This window comes from Lelliottia sp. 489, assembly GCF_050435885.1.
GTDB lineage: Bacteria > Pseudomonadota > Gammaproteobacteria > Enterobacterales > Enterobacteriaceae > Enterobacter > Enterobacter nimipressuralis.
Map to the genome: position 1 here is coordinate 255,405 of NZ_JBNDLC010000001.1, position 14,011 is coordinate 269,415.

Sequence of the window (14,011 nt, forward strand, 5' to 3'; positions counted from 1 at the left end):
GCGTAAGCAGGACAAAAAAAAGCCCATCGTGGGAGATGGGCAAAGACTACACACAGCAATTCGTTGTTTCACTCAGGGGATTTCCATGCTTATAAATCAATGCGTTGATTCATAACCGTGACTTAATAGTAGGACATGCGACGTTTTAGCGTCGATCAGATTCGTCTCAATAGTTTAAGAACTATGAAGATTTAGCGCGGGGCGAGACCAGACGTAGCGGGTTGAACCTGAGAAAAGTCTTAATAAAGATTAGGTATGCTTAAGTGTCAGGCGAGTGACCTCGCCTGACGATACATTACGGGTTGTTCTTGCCGTCAAGTTCTTCGAGATTATGCAGCGCCACTTCAGGGTCGGTACCTGGCGGTGGAATTTCATGCACCCATGCGGAGAAGAGACGCCAGGTCACAGCCAGCAGCACAGGGCCAATAAACAGCCCAATCATCCCAAAGGCAATCAACCCGCCGATGACGCCGGAGAGGATCAGAATCAACGGCAAATCCGCGCCCATACGAATAAGCATCGGACGGATGACGTTATCCATGGTGCCCACCACGCAGCTCCACACCAGCAGTACCGTACCCCAGGTAGTATCACCGCTCCAGTAGAGCCAGATAATGCAAGGGACCAGCACCAGCAACGGACCAAGCTGGACCAGACAGGTGAGGATCATGATGACGGTTAAAATGGTCGCGTACGGCACGCCGCTTATCGCCAGACCAATCCCGCCGAGAAGCGCCTGCACAAGCGCCGTAACAACCACACCCAACGCCACCGCACGAACCGCCTGGGCTGCCAGCAGCACCGCCGCGTCACCGCGTGTCCCTGCGAGACGGGTCGCAAAATGACGTACGCCCTGTGCCACCTGTTCACCGCGCCAGTAGAGCAGGGCGCTGAAAAGCAGCATCAGGGTACAGTGCATCATAAAGTGGCCGATATTGGCCGCCTGGGCGATAAACCAGGTGGTCGTGGTGCCGACATATGGCCGAACCTTCGCCATGATCGCGCTGCCGCCCATCTCCAGCAGACTGTGCCAGCCGCTGTAGAGCTTCGCGCCGACCAACGGAATGCTGTTAAGCCACGCCAGATCCGGCACGGTCATCTCACCGCTGGTGATCCCACGAATCACCGGCCCGCTGGTATCGACAAGGCTGTTAATCAGGAGCGCAATCGGAATGATAAAGACCAGAAACAGCAGCAGCGTCATTACCAGAACGGCGGGAGTACGACGACCAAAAAACAGTTTCTGCAGACGTAATAACAGTGGCCAGGTGGCAACGACCACCGTACCTGCCCACGCAAAACCGAGGACGAAGGGGCGAACTATCCATAGACACGCAACAATTATGATGGCTAAAAACAGCACCGACAGCAGTATTTGCGCAACGTCCCTGGGCTGACGAGAAGTGACCATAAATGAAATTTACCTTTCATGAAGACCAGACCGGCTGGCCGAAACAGAAAATCGCATCCCTTAATCATTAGTGATTTCAGCGATTTTTGACAGGCGAATTCTGCCCGTAAAACTGATGGGCGTATAAGAAAAAAATGTGATACAACAATTCAAACACAACGCAAACGATTATCCCCGTCATAATTCGCGCACTTGCGGCCTTGTCGCATCGCGGATTATCGAGAGGGCAACAACACTATTTAGGGTCTTCCGTAATGATCCCATTGATTTCTCAGGCACCGGGCGTCGTTCAGCTGGTGCTGACTTATTTGCAAGCACTGGAGCAACAGGGTTTTACAGGTGATACCGCCACTAACTATGCCGACAGGCTGACGATGGCGACCGACAACAGTATCTATCAGTTACTTCCCGATGCCGTCGTTTTCCCCCGTTCCACCGCCGATGTGGCGTTGCTTTCCCGTCTGGCCGCGCAGGAGCGTTTTGCGTCGCTGGTCTTCACCCCGCGCGGTGGCGGGACAGGCACCAATGGTCAGGCCCTGAATCAGGGCATTATCATTGATATGTCGCGCTATATGAACCGTATCATTGAGATCAACCCGGAAGAGGGCTGGGTGCGCGTCGAAGCGGGGGTGATTAAAGATCAGCTCAATCAGTTCCTGAAACCCTACGGCTACTTCTTTGCTCCGGAATTATCCACCAGCAACCGCGCCACGCTGGGCGGGATGATCAATACGGATGCCTCCGGCCAGGGGTCACTGGTTTACGGTAAAACCTCCGATCACGTTCTGGGCGTGCGCGCGGTGCTGCTGGGCGGGGACATTCTCGACACCCAGGCGATTCCGGTGCAGCTGGCTGAAACCCTCGGGCAGGACAACACGGCGGTCGGGCGCATTTATCGCAGCGTGCTCGAAAGCTGTCGCGATAACCGCCAGCTGATTGTCGATAAATTCCCGAAACTGAACCGCTTTCTGACGGGCTACGATCTGCGTCATGTCTTTAATGACGATCTGAGCGAGTTCGATCTCACCCGTATTCTGACCGGCTCGGAAGGCACCCTGGCCTTTATCACCGAAGCCCGTCTGGATATCACCCGGCTGCCGAAGGTGCGCCGCCTGGTGAACGTCAAATACAACTCCTTCGATGCGGCGCTGCGCAACGCGCCCTTTATGGTCGAGGCGCGCGCGCTGTCGGTGGAAACCGTCGACTCGAAAGTGCTCAATCTGGCGCGGGAAGATATCGTCTGGCACTCGGTCAGCGAGCTGATCACCGATGTGCCTGACAAAGAGATGCTGGGCCTGAACATTGTTGAATTTGCTGGCGATGATGCGGAGCTTATCGACTCACAGGTGCAGACGCTCTGTACCCGACTCGACGAACTGATCGCGCAGGGCGAGGGCGGCGTGATTGGCTGGCAGTTGTGCAACGATCTCGCGGGCATTGAGCGCATTTACGCGATGCGTAAAAAAGCGGTCGGCCTGCTGGGGAATGCGAAAGGTGCGGCCAAACCGATTCCGTTTGCGGAAGATACCTGCGTGCCGCCGGAACATCTGGCGGATTACATTGTGGAGTTCCGCGCGTTACTCGACAGCCACGGCCTGAGCTATGGCATGTTTGGTCACGTGGATGCCGGTGTGCTGCACGTGCGTCCGGCGCTGGATATGTGCGACCCGCAGCAGGAGATGCTGATGAAGCAGATCTCCGACGACGTGGTCGCGCTGACGGCAAAATACGGCGGCCTGCTGTGGGGCGAGCACGGAAAAGGTTTCCGCGCCCAGTACAGCCCGGCGTTCTTCGGCGAGCAGCTGTACGGCGAACTGCGCAAAATCAAAGCGGCGTTTGACCCGAATAACCGCCTGAACCCAGGCAAAATCTGTCCGCCTGCGGGTGTGGACGATCCGATGATGCAGGTCGACGCGGTGAAGCGCGGCACGTATGACCGCCAGATCCCGATCGCGGTGCGTTCCTCCTGGCGCGGGGCGATGGAGTGTAACGGCAACGGTCTGTGCTTTAACTTCGACGTGAAAAGCCCGATGTGCCCGTCGATGAAAATCACCAGCAACCGCATTCATTCCCCGAAAGGGCGAGCGACGCTGGTGCGCGAGTGGCTGCGATTGCTGGCCGATCGCGGCGTGGACCCGCTGAAACTCGAAAGCGATCTACCGGAAAAACGCGCCAGCCTGCGCACGCTGATTGAGCGTTCCAGGAACAGCTGGCACGCCAGTAAGGGCGAGTATGATTTTTCCCATGAAGTGAAAGAGGCGATGTCCGGCTGCCTGGCCTGTAAAGCGTGCTCGACGCAATGTCCGATCAAGATCGACGTGCCGGAGTTCCGCTCGCGCTTCCTGCAGCTGTATCACTCCCGCTATCTGCGCCCGGTGCGCGATCACCTGGTGGCGACGGTCGAAAGCTACGCCCCGCTGATGGCGCGCGCGCCGAAGACGTTCAACTTCTTTATCAATCAGCCGCTGGTACGCAAACTTTCCGAAAAACATATCGGCATGGTCGATCTGCCGCTGCTCTCCACGCCTTCTCTGCAACGCCAGCTGGTGGGCCACCGTTCGGCCAATATGACGCTGGAACAGCTGGAGGCCCTGAGCGACGAGCAAAAAGCGAAAACCGTGCTGGTGGTGCAGGACCCGTTTACCAGCTACTACGAAGCGCAGGTGGTGGCCGATTTCGTGCGGCTGGTGGAGCGCGTCGGCTATCAGCCGGTGGTGCTGCCATTCTCGCCGAACGGTAAAGCGCAGCACATTAAAGGGTTCCTGACGCGCTTTGCGAAAACGGCGCAGAAAACGTCGGACTTTTTGAACCGTATCGCGCAGCTGGGCATGCCGATGGTGGGCGTCGATCCGGCGCTGGTGCTCTGTTATCGCGACGAGTACAAACAGACTCTGGGCGACAAGCGCGGGGATTTCAGCGTTATGCTGGTGCATGAATGGCTGCATGCGGCGCTGCACTCTGCCGAGACAAAAGAGGTCAGTGGTGAAGCCTGGTATCTCTTTGGACACTGCACGGAAGTGACCGCGCTGCCGGGTGCGCCTGCGCAATGGGCCTCTATTTTTGCCCGCTTTGGCGCGAAGCTGGAAAACGTCAGCGTCGGCTGCTGCGGGATGGCCGGGACCTACGGCCACGAAGTGAAAAACCACGCGAATTCGCTGGGGATCTACGAATTGTCATGGCATCAGGCCATGCAGCGTTTGCCGCGAAATCGCTGTCTGGCGACGGGTTACTCCTGTCGCAGCCAGGTGAAACGCGTTGAAGGAAGCGGCGTTCGCCATCCATTGCAGGCTTTACTGGAGATTATGGGATGATCTGGAAACGTACCGTGACGCTTGAGGTGCTCAATGCCATGGGCGAAGGGAATATGGTCGGGCTGCTCGATATTCAGTTTACCCGTATCGGCGAAGACATCCTTGAAGCCACCATGCCGGTGGACAGCCGCACGCATCAGCCGTTTGGCCTGCTGCACGGCGGCGCGTCCGTGGTGCTGGCGGAGACGCTGGGATCGGTGGCGGGTTACCTCTGTACCGACGGGGAGCAAAAGGTGGTGGGGCTGGAAGTGAATGCCAACCACATTCGCTCCGTACGCAGCGGGCGCGTGCGCGGCGTCTGTCGCGCGCTCCATGCGGGCGGTCGTCATCAGGTGTGGCATATCGATATTTTCGACGAGCAGGAGAGGCTGTGCTGTTCGTCGCGTCTGACGACAGCGGTGGTTTAAATAAAGGTAAACATCCTTGAGGAATTGTTTTTGGTCAAAAATTGGTCAGTCAGACGTGCTATACTGGTCAGGTTTTGTACATAGAGAGGATGTTATGGATACCGAAATGAGCCCCACCCAACTGGCAGTAGAGTTTTTACGTCGCGATAAGAGCAACCTGTCCCCGGCGCAGTACCTGAAAAAGCTGAAACAGCTTGAACTGGAGTTTGCCGACCTGCTCGCGCTCTCTTCAAACGAACTGAAAGAAGAGATCTACTTTGCCTGGCGGTTAGGCGTTCACGTCCATTAATACTCCCGCTTGTTTAAAAGGCCGCTCATGCGGCCTTTTTTGTTTTTATCCGTTAAGCGATCGGGTGGCTAAACGTTCACCGCGTCAATCAGCCGGGTTTTCATCGACTGATAGGCAGAGGCGGCATAATCTTCCGCCCAGCGCTGATCGTCGATGGCCTCCAGTTTAACCGCGCAGTACTTGGTTTCCGGCGTTTTCGACGTCGGGTCCAGATTATCCTGAGTCAGTTCGTTACAGGCTCCGATCCACCACTGGTAAGTCATGTACACCGCGCCCGGATTAATGCGCTCGCTGGCGTTCGCCCGGGTGATCACTTTCCCGCGACGCGAACGCACCCACACCAGCTGTCCGTCTCTTACCCCCAGCGCGTCGGCATCCGCCGGATTCATCTGCACCCGTCCCGGTTCATCGGCCAGGCTTTGCAGCGCGGCGCAGTTGCCGGTCATCGAACGGCAGGAGTAGTGGCCGACTTCGCGCACCGTACACAGCACTAACGGATAGTCTGCATCCGGCACTTCAGCAGGCGCGCGCCACGGAGCGGCAAACAGTTGGCCTTTACCGTTGGGCGTATCGAACTGATTGTCTTTGTACAGGTAGGGCGTGCCGGGGTGATCCAGCGTCGGACATGGCCATTGCACGTGGCCCATCTCACCCATTTTTTCGTAGGTGACGCCGAAGAACAGCGGGCAGAGTTCGCGCATTTCGTCCCAAATCTGCTGGTTGGAGTCGTAATGCATTGGATAGCCCATCGCGCTGGCAAGCAGGCTGATGATCTCCCAGTCGCGTTTCACGTTGCCGCTGGCCTCGATTGCTTTACCGAAGCGCTGGAAGCCGCGGTCTGCACAGGTAAACACGCCGCCGTGCTCACCCCAGGAGGTCGCCGGCAACAGTACATCGGCGACTTCGGCGGTTTTGGTCATGAAGATGTCCTGCACCACCACGAAATCGAGCGCCTCAAAGCCGCGACGCACCAGGCCCAGATCCGCTTCGGTCTGGAGCGGGTCTTCCCCCATGATGTAGTAGGCTTTGATTTTGCCTTCCAGCGCCAGGTGCGGCACTTCGGTGATGCGTGTGCCGACCTGATCGTCCATGGTGTTAACGTCAATCCCCCAGGCGTCAGCAAACTTCGCGCGAACGGCGGCATCCGTCACGTCCTGATAGCCAGGGAACATGTTCGGCAGCACGCCCATATCGCACGCGCCCTGTACGTTGTTTTGCCCGCGAACCGGACCAACGCCGACGGCAGGGCGGCCGAGATTGCCGGTCAGCAGCGCCAGGCTCGACAGGCCTTTCACCACATCCACGGCCTGGCCGAACTGGGTCACGCCCATGCCCCACATCACCGTGGCAGACGGCGCGGCGGCGAAGGTGCGCATCGCATGACGCACGTCGCGCGCCGGGATGCCGGTCAGATGTTCGACCTTCTCAGGCGCGTAATCCGCAACGATTTTACGATAGGCGTCGAGGCCATCGGTGAAGCGCGCGACGTAGTTTTTGTCGTACAACTCCTCTTCGAGCAGAACGTAGCCAAAGGCATTGACCAGCGCCATATTGCTGCCGTTGTTGAGCTGCAAATGCTGATCGGCGATGCGCGCAGTTTCAATGCGACGCGGATCGCAGACGATGATTTTGGCACCGTTTTGTCGGGCTTTGAGCACCCGACGGGCGACGATCGGGTGCGAATCGGCGCAGTTATAGCCGAACACCAGCAGACATGTTGAGTTCTCGATATCGTTTATGGAGTTACTCATTGCGCCGTTGCCGAGCGTCTCCTGCAAACCGGCCACTGACGGGCCGTGGCAGACGCGGGCGCAGCAGTCCACGTTATTGGTGTTAAGCACACCGCGCGCAAACTTCTGCATCACGTAGTTGGTTTCGTTGCCGGTACCGCGTGACGATCCGGTCGTCATGATCGCGCGTGGGCCGTGCTGCTCTTTGATGGCTTTCAGTTTGCTGGCGGTGTAGCGGATCGCCTCTTCCCAGGTGACAGGGGTGAATTTGTCTCCTTTGTTATAGCGGATCATCGGCTGGGTGAGGCGGGGGGTGAGCAGACGGGTATCGTTGAGAAAGTCCCAGCCGTAAAAGCCTTTCAGGCACAGGGTGCCCTGGTTGGTGACGCCTTCAGCGGCTTCGGCACGGAGGATACGGTTGCTTTCTACAACGAGATTTAATTTACAGCCTGCGCCACAGTAGGGGCAGACGCTTGCGATTTTTTTCATCAATAACAGACCTGTTAAGAAATGAATTAAGGTATTGCGGAGGTCCGCAATACATCATGCGATTCAATATGTTGAATGTGCGTCATCTGACATTCCTGCTAAGCAGGTTCTGTGCCAGATTTCATTTCATTGATTTAACAGGAGTTGTTTGGTTTTGAGCGCCTGGCTCGACATGACATTCGACAAAAGTGTCGACAAAAGAAAAGGCCAGTGAGAAAACGCAGCAGGGTGCGACGCTCTTCTGGCCTTCGGGGGCGAAATCGTTTTTTTAGATATCGTCCATGGTATAGCCAACCACGATTTCGAGGGTTTTGCGGATCACGTCCGCCATCACCACATCGTCGGTGGTTTCAAGGGCGTTAATCAGCCAGAGGATAATGGCTTTGTTGGTCAGATGCCCTTCTGACGCCATGATACAGCTCACCGCAGAGGCGAAAAGCGCGGATTCATCGGCCAGTCTGTCGCCTGCATTACGGAAATATTCAGACAGCGCGGTATCATGAAAACCAGTATACGCAGCGGGTTGAACTTGAATATTTTGTCTCATTTATTCTCACCGTAAGGGTTATTGATCGGTTGCTGTTAGTGTATGTTTCTTGAACCGCTGGGCTTGCCATCGCCAAACAGCGGGAAAACATTATCGCTTTGCTCGCTTTTTAGACCGTTCAGATCCCTCTGAGGGCGGGCTCTCTTACGTTGTGCGAACGGCGTACCGCTGGCGCTGATTTCGGCTATCACCGCCGCGAGGGCTTCGCGACGGCGAGGGTCGGCCTCACTCGCCTCCATGTCCCGCAGTCTCCGCACGAGAGACTGCTTGCTGACAGGGCCGTGCTCTTTCAGAAGAGATAAAACCGCCTCTCCAATTAATTCATCTGTTAATTGCTCTATTTCACTTCTGTTCATAACTGCATCTCTGATTGCCGCAGGGTGACGTCACGCCGTGCGGCATTAAGTCAGATCCCCTTTTAAGGGGGTCTGCTGAAGATTGCCAGGTCTTTTTGTGCCTGAAACGTTCCTTCGTCAGAATTGACTTAAAAACCAGGTGATCTGTTAAATGGGTTTGCTATTGGATCTCAGCGATCAAATAGCAAACCAATCAATGCATGGTAGTGGCTCTCTTCTTCTGGACCGGACGCCTTATCAAGACGGCTGAGTAACTTGGTGCACAGGTTTTTGCGATTCAAATGACGGCCATCGCTCAGGATCTCTACTACGATCTGTCCCAGGGTTTCTTGCTGAGTAGGTAGCGCAGCTTTCTCGAAGTACTGGACAATCGCATTACCGCTATCGGGAATGTAGCTGTTCTGACGCATGTATCACTCCTGTAAAATTAAGTAGTCAGCTAAGTTACGATTTAAGTTATACGTTTTTTAAAAAGTTGTACATTTTTGATGTACAGTTTTTTAGCGTAATTTTAAACAAAAAGTGCTATTTGTTTTTTATCAGTAAGTTACAATGTGTTTGATTCGATATCAGTACAGAATATATTGTACAAGATGTTTCACTCTGAAAATTCTGTACAAACGCGCGGGGAGGCCGTGGAATCCGGCTGAACTGTTTGAAATGTGAATTATTTGTTAATCAATGAATGTGGTATAACAATGACCTGACCCCCGCGACACGCCGCGGGGGTAACCTTCTACTCACCAGGACGACTATGCTCACGACAATAATCTACCGCAGCCATCTCTGCGAAAACGTTCCGGTGAAAGCGCTGGAAGAGATGGTCGCGGGAGCGAACATTAAGAACGGGGAATCCGACGTCACCGGGATTTTACTGTTCAATGGAACGCACTTTTTCCAGCTGCTGGAAGGGCCGGAAGAGAGCGTTTTCCGCATTTACGCCGACATTTGCAAAGATCCGCGCCACTACAACCTGGTGGAGCTGCTGTGCGATTACGCGCCGTCGCGACGCTTTGGCAAAGCAGGAATGGAGCTGTTCGATTTACGCACTTATGATCGCCAGGAAGTACTCCAGAAGGTGCTTGATAAAGGGACGACCAAGTACCAGCTGACCTACAACGATCGCGCATTGCAGTTCTTCCGTACCTTCGTTGAAGCGACGGAAAAAGCCAACTACTACGAAATTCCTGACGGCGATAGCTGGGACTTTATCCCGGACGACGATGTTGCACCGGCAGAACCCCTGACGCTCGACGCATCGGCTGATTGCGGCTTTGCCTTTCAGCCGATTGTCGATCCCTTTGCCCGGGAACTGGTCTCCTATGAGGCCCTGATCCGCACCGCTGACGGCGGCTCTCCGGATGCCTACTTCAAAAAATTCTCTGGCAACGAGATTTACGAGGCGGATTTGCAGAGTAAGAAAGTGGCGTTTGCCATGGCCGGCAAGTTACGCCTTCAGGAGCAGGCCTTATCCGTCAACCTGCTGCCGATGACGCTGGTGAATGTGCCCGGCGCGGTGGGATTTCTGTTAAATGAGATTGAAGCCAACGGTCTGGTGCCGGAGCAGATTGTGGTCGAGTTCACCGAGAGCGAAGTGATTTCGCGCTTTGATGAATTTAAAGACGCCGTCCGCCAGCTCAAAAGTGCCGGTATCAGCGTGGCAATCGATCACTTTGGCGCGGGTTTCGCCGGGCTATTACTGCTGGCACAGTTCCAGCCAGACCGAATCAAGATTAATCGCGATCTGGTGGCGGATGTCCATCGCAGCGGCCCGCGACAGGCGATTATTCAGGCCATCATCAAATGCTGTACATCCCTTGAAATCCTGGTGTGTGCCGTGGGTGTCGAAAAGGCGGAAGAGTGGATGTGGCTTGAGTCGGCGGGGATCTCCCAGTTCCAGGGACATCTGTTTGCCAGCCCGCGTTTTGGCGGGATTCCAGCCGTGGCGTGGCCGGAGAAAAAACAGGGATAGCGTCGTAAAGGTTGTACAAATCAGACCAGGTACACGTCATCTTGTACAAAATCGACTTGTACCCTGGTCAATTGTTAGTTATACAATCAGGTTATACAATCTGCTAAAGTTGATCAGGTTTGGTATGGAAGTATTGCGTTTAAGCATGAGGGAGTTAATGGCCTTATACAGTATCGGCGAAGTCGCCGAACGATGCGGAATCAACCCCGTCACACTGCGCGCCTGGCAGCGACGCTACGGTTTGTTGAAGCCGCAGCGCAGTGAAGGGGGCCATCGTCAGTTTGACGAAGAGGATATCCAGCGCATCGAGGAGATTAAACGCCTCATGAAAACCGGCATTTCGGTTGGCAAGGTAAAGGCGTTACTGGAAGTCGGCGTTCCTCTGGTGGACAGCAACTGGATCTCTCTTCAGGAAGAGATGATGACGGTGCTGCGGTTTGCCAGTCCCGCGAAACTGCGACTTAAAATTTCTGAATTCCGTCGCGACCACGCCATAGAAGTTCTCATCGATCACATTTTCATTCCGGTTCGTCAGCGTTTAAGCCTGGATCACAACACCGCTCGACACATGTCCAGCCTGCTGGATGGGGTGCTGATCGATTTCATTGCGATGCTTCTGGCTGAAGCGCGCAAAAAACCGGGCAACGAAGCGTTGCTGATTGGGTGGGATACGGACGATCGTACGCGTTTATGGCTGGAAGCCGGGCGCCTGTCGCAGCAGGGCTGGCATATTGATGTGCTGGCTGAGCCGATCGACTCGCCGAAACCCGAGCTGTTCCCGGGGCAAAAAATATTTGTCTGGACGGGCCATGCGCCGTCAATGCGTCAGCAGGAGCAGTTAGATCACTGGCGCGAACAAGGTTTTTCCGTCTCATTCATCAACGGCTAATCGCCTGACAAGACTAAAAAGGCCCTTTCGGGCCTGTCATATTTGCTGCTTATTCGCGGCTTATTTCCTGCCGACCAATAAACCGATGATCAGCCCGATTGCGCCTGCCGCCATCAGCCCGGTCAATGGATTATCACGAACTCTGTCAGAGACCTCTGAAGCGACGTCTGATGCTTGTGCTGCGTATTTGCGTGCGGCGCCTTTTAGCTGATGTTTCGGTGAATCAACCGCATCGCCAAACTGGGACTGCGCTTCGCCTGCAAATTCATCGGCTTTATTCAGGGCTTTTTTCGCCAGGCGATCGGCTTCATTCTCAAAATCATGTGATGACATACTTATCTCCTTTTGGTGTCACATAAAGTTTAGTCCCTTATCCCTGACGCGCTGATGATTCGGTGTTTTCCTGGAATGCCCTGTTTGCGTAAATCACATAACGCCCTGATTTTCGGGTAGTCGGTTGATTCTGAAGATTTTCTAAAACCGATTAAATAAATAGGTATTCCCGATACATATTTTCCCCTTGCGCTGTTCTCACGGTTTTAGCCCATCAAATGCGTTATACATCAAAGCATTAAACAATTTTTTCATAGCCTAATAAGCTGCGTCGCAGGGTCTATGCTTAATAAAAGTAGCCAAAAAGGGCGGTTTAGCCGAAAGCCCCTGCTGTCAGGGGGTTGAAGTGATAATCGTTATCACTAACATGGTGTAATGCCCCTGGTGGCTTAACAGATGAGGTGGACCTATGGAATTGCATTCAGAAACCTTTAATCCCGCTGATTTTGCCTGGCGTGGTTTGACGCTGACGCCCACGGCGGCGGCGCATATTCACGAGCTGATAGCGAAGAAGCCGGATATTGTGGGCTTGCGTCTCGGCGTTAAACAGACTGGCTGCGCCGGGTTCGGCTACGTGCTGGACACGGTGAGCGTGCCCGAAAAAGACGATCTGGTGTTCGAAACCGACGGGGCGAAGCTGTTTGTCGCACTGCAGGCGATGCCGTTTATCGATGGCACCGAAGTCGATTACGTGCGCGAAGGCTTAAACCAGTTATTCAAATTCAATAACCCGAAAGCGCAGAATGAATGCGGCTGCGGCGAAAGCTTTGGGGTATAGGCGGTACTATGTCTCGTAATACTGAAGCAACTGACGATGTGAACACCTGGAGTGGCGGGCACCTCAACTATAAAGAGGGCTTTTTCACCCACCTGCAAACGGACGAACTGGCGAAAGGCATCAACGAAGAGGTGGTGCGCGCGATTTCGGCCAAACGTAATGAGCCGGAGTGGATGCTCGAGTTTCGCCTGAGCGCGTTTCGCGCCTGGCTGGAAATGGAAGAACCCCACTGGCTGAAAGCACATTACGATAAGCTCAACTATCAGGACTACAGCTACTACTCCGCGCCATCCTGCGGCAGCTGTGATGATACCTGCGCGTCTCAGCCGGGTGCCGTACAGCAGACGGGCGCCAACACGTTCCTGAGCAAAGAGGTGGAAGAGGCTTTCGAGCAGCTCGGCGTGCCGGTGCGCGAAGGACGTGAAGTGGCCGTCGACGCCATTTTTGACTCCGTTTCCGTTGCCACCACCTACCGAGGCAAGCTGGCCGAGCAGGGCATTATTTTCTGCTCCTTTGGCGAAGCCATTCACGATCACCCGGAACTGGTGAAGAAATACATCGGTACCGTGGTGCCAAGCAACGATAACTTCTTTGCGGCGCTAAACGCGGCGGTCGCCTCCGACGGCACCTTTATCTACGTGCCGAAAGGCGTGCGTTGTCCGATGGAGCTGTCGACTTACTTCCGTATCAACGCGGAAAAAACCGGCCAGTTCGAGCGCACCATTCTGGTGGCCGACGAAGGCAGCTACGTGAGCTATATCGAAGGGTGTTCTGCGCCCGTGCGCGACAGCTATCAGCTGCACGCGGCGGTAGTAGAGGTGATCATCCACAAAGACGCCGAAGTGAAATACTCCACGGTGCAAAACTGGTTCCCTGGTGACGGTAATACGGGCGGCATCCTGAACTTCGTGACCAAGCGCGCCCTGTGCGAAGGTGAAAACAGTAAAATGTCCTGGACCCAGTCCGAGACCGGTTCGGCGATCACCTGGAAATACCCGAGCTGTATTCTGCGCGGCGATAACTCGATCGGTGAGTTCTACTCCGTGGCGCTGACCAGCGGCCATCAGCAGGCCGATACCGGCACCAAGATGATTCACATCGGTAAAAACACCAAATCGACGATTATTTCGAAAGGCATTTCTGCCGGGCACAGCCAGAACAGCTATCGCGGCCTGGTGAAAATCATGCCGACAGCGACTAACGCCCGTAACTTCACCCAGTGTGATTCGATGCTGATCGGCACCGACTGCGGGGCGCACACCTTCCCGTACGTGGAGTGTCGCAACAACAGCGCCCAGCTTGAGCACGAGGCCACCACTTCGCGCATCGGCGAAGACCAGCTGTTCTACTGCCTACAGCGCGGGATCAGCGAAGAAGATGCGATTTCGATGATTGTGAACGGCTTCTGCAAGGACGTGTTCTCTGAGCTGCCGCTGGAATTTGCCGTAGAAGCACAAAAATTACTCGCGATTAGCCTTGAGCACAGCGTCGGTTAAGGA

Annotated in this window: 13 protein-coding genes and 1 other RNA gene; 7 read left to right on the forward strand and 7 right to left on the reverse strand. The window is 54.9% G+C overall.

Translation table 11 applies throughout. The features are described 5' to 3' along the window. Nucleotides 1-11: 11 nt before the first annotated feature. Both rprA and ydiK read right to left on the reverse strand, forming a co-directional pair. Nucleotides 12-119, reverse strand: an RNA gene (gene rprA, locus ABIE11_RS01320) — antisense sRNA RprA. A gap of 176 nt (nt 120-295) precedes the next feature. After that, nucleotides 296-1,411 carry an AI-2E family transporter YdiK gene (gene ydiK, locus ABIE11_RS01325; RefSeq protein WP_100780457.1) on the reverse strand — a complete coding sequence of 372 codons (1,116 nt, stop codon included), beginning with the start codon at nt 1,409-1,411 and terminating at the stop codon, nt 296-298. A gap of 254 nt (nt 1,412-1,665) precedes the next feature. Between ydiK and ydiJ the strand changes: the two genes are divergently transcribed. The 3 genes from ydiJ to ABIE11_RS01340 all read left to right on the forward strand — a co-directional run bounded on the left by ydiJ (nt 1,666) and on the right by ABIE11_RS01340 (nt 5,418). Continuing rightward, nucleotides 1,666-4,722, forward strand: a complete 3,057-nt coding sequence (gene ydiJ, locus ABIE11_RS01330) for a D-2-hydroxyglutarate dehydrogenase YdiJ (protein WP_429183634.1) — start codon at nt 1,666-1,668, stop codon at nt 4,720-4,722. Next, on the forward strand, nt 4,719-5,129 hold the full coding sequence (menI, locus tag ABIE11_RS01335; protein ID WP_429183636.1) for a 1,4-dihydroxy-2-naphthoyl-CoA hydrolase: 411 nt from the start codon (nt 4,719-4,721) through the stop codon (nt 5,127-5,129). Before ydiJ ends, menI begins: the two co-directional genes overlap by 4 nt. A 94-nt stretch (nt 5,130-5,223) precedes the next feature. Continuing rightward, nucleotides 5,224-5,418 carry a YdiH family protein gene (locus ABIE11_RS01340; RefSeq protein WP_100780454.1) on the forward strand — a complete coding sequence of 65 codons (195 nt, stop codon included), beginning with the start codon at nt 5,224-5,226 and terminating at the stop codon, nt 5,416-5,418. A 68-nt stretch (nt 5,419-5,486) separates the two neighbouring features. Here the strand turns inward: ABIE11_RS01340 and fdhF are convergent, their stop codons facing one another. From fdhF to ycgZ, 4 genes are all read right to left on the reverse strand, one after another. Then, nucleotides 5,487-7,637, reverse strand: a complete 2,151-nt coding sequence (gene fdhF / locus ABIE11_RS01345; RefSeq protein ID WP_429183638.1) for a formate dehydrogenase subunit alpha — start codon at nt 7,635-7,637, stop codon at nt 5,487-5,489. A 268-nt stretch (nt 7,638-7,905) separates the two neighbouring features. Then, on the reverse strand, nt 7,906-8,184 hold the full coding sequence (locus ABIE11_RS01350) for a biofilm development regulator YmgB/AriR family protein (RefSeq protein WP_100780452.1): 279 nt from the start codon (nt 8,182-8,184) through the stop codon (nt 7,906-7,908). A gap of 35 nt (nt 8,185-8,219) precedes the next feature. Next, nucleotides 8,220-8,540 carry a hypothetical protein gene (locus ABIE11_RS01355; protein WP_429183640.1) on the reverse strand — a complete coding sequence of 107 codons (321 nt, stop codon included), beginning with the start codon at nt 8,538-8,540 and terminating at the stop codon, nt 8,220-8,222. A 170-nt stretch (nt 8,541-8,710) separates the two neighbouring features. Beyond that, complete coding sequence (ycgZ, locus tag ABIE11_RS01360) at nt 8,711-8,950, reverse strand: regulatory protein YcgZ (RefSeq protein WP_100780450.1); 240 nt, start codon at nt 8,948-8,950, stop codon at nt 8,711-8,713. Between the two features lie 344 nt (nt 8,951-9,294). Here ycgZ and ABIE11_RS01365 point away from each other — a divergent pair, with 344 nt between their 5' ends. Both ABIE11_RS01365 and ABIE11_RS01370 read left to right on the forward strand, forming a co-directional pair. Continuing rightward, nucleotides 9,295-10,512, forward strand: coding sequence for a diguanylate phosphodiesterase (locus ABIE11_RS01365; RefSeq protein WP_129034432.1), 1,218 nt, complete (start codon nt 9,295-9,297; stop codon nt 10,510-10,512). 157 nt (nt 10,513-10,669) lie between these two features. Next, entirely contained in the window at nt 10,670-11,401 is a 732-nt protein-coding gene (locus ABIE11_RS01370; protein WP_100780448.1) for a MerR family transcriptional regulator, read from the forward strand. Nucleotides 11,402-11,461: 60 nt separating this feature from the next. Here the strand turns inward: ABIE11_RS01370 and ABIE11_RS01375 are convergent, their stop codons facing one another. Beyond that, on the reverse strand, nt 11,462-11,734 hold the full coding sequence (locus tag ABIE11_RS01375) for a DUF883 family protein (RefSeq protein WP_100780447.1): 273 nt from the start codon (nt 11,732-11,734) through the stop codon (nt 11,462-11,464). Between the two features lie 409 nt (nt 11,735-12,143). Here ABIE11_RS01375 and sufA point away from each other — a divergent pair, with 409 nt between their 5' ends. Beyond that, entirely contained in the window at nt 12,144-12,512 is a 369-nt protein-coding gene (gene sufA / locus ABIE11_RS01380; RefSeq protein WP_095281754.1) for a Fe-S cluster assembly scaffold SufA, read from the forward strand. Nucleotides 12,513-12,520: 8 nt separating this feature from the next. Further along, entirely contained in the window at nt 12,521-14,008 is a 1,488-nt protein-coding gene (sufB, locus tag ABIE11_RS01385) for a Fe-S cluster assembly protein SufB (RefSeq protein WP_129034433.1), read from the forward strand. Nucleotides 14,009-14,011 lie beyond the last annotated feature (3 nt).

Coding starts and splice junctions, on each gene's coding strand:
- ABIE11_RS01355 (WP_429183640.1), bottom strand. CDS start 8,540: ATGAACAGAAGTGAAATAGAGCAATTAACAGATGAATTAATTGGAGAG.
- ydiK (WP_100780457.1), bottom strand. CDS start 1,411: ATGGTCACTTCTCGTCAGCCCAGGGACGTTGCGCAAATACTGCTGTCG.
- ABIE11_RS01365 (WP_129034432.1), top strand. CDS start 9,295: ATGCTCACGACAATAATCTACCGCAGCCATCTCTGCGAAAACGTTCCG.
- sufB (WP_129034433.1), top strand. CDS start 12,521: ATGTCTCGTAATACTGAAGCAACTGACGATGTGAACACCTGGAGTGGC.
- ycgZ (WP_100780450.1), bottom strand. CDS start 8,950: ATGCGTCAGAACAGCTACATTCCCGATAGCGGTAATGCGATTGTCCAG.
- sufA (WP_095281754.1), top strand. CDS start 12,144: ATGGAATTGCATTCAGAAACCTTTAATCCCGCTGATTTTGCCTGGCGT.
- ABIE11_RS01340 (WP_100780454.1), top strand. CDS start 5,224: ATGGATACCGAAATGAGCCCCACCCAACTGGCAGTAGAGTTTTTACGT.
- ABIE11_RS01350 (WP_100780452.1), bottom strand. CDS start 8,184: ATGAGACAAAATATTCAAGTTCAACCCGCTGCGTATACTGGTTTTCAT.
- fdhF (WP_429183638.1), bottom strand. CDS start 7,637: ATGAAAAAAATCGCAAGCGTCTGCCCCTACTGTGGCGCAGGCTGTAAA.
- ABIE11_RS01370 (WP_100780448.1), top strand. CDS start 10,670: ATGGCCTTATACAGTATCGGCGAAGTCGCCGAACGATGCGGAATCAAC.
- ABIE11_RS01375 (WP_100780447.1), bottom strand. CDS start 11,734: ATGTCATCACATGATTTTGAGAATGAAGCCGATCGCCTGGCGAAAAAA.
- menI (WP_429183636.1), top strand. CDS start 4,719: ATGATCTGGAAACGTACCGTGACGCTTGAGGTGCTCAATGCCATGGGC.
- ydiJ (WP_429183634.1), top strand. CDS start 1,666: ATGATCCCATTGATTTCTCAGGCACCGGGCGTCGTTCAGCTGGTGCTG.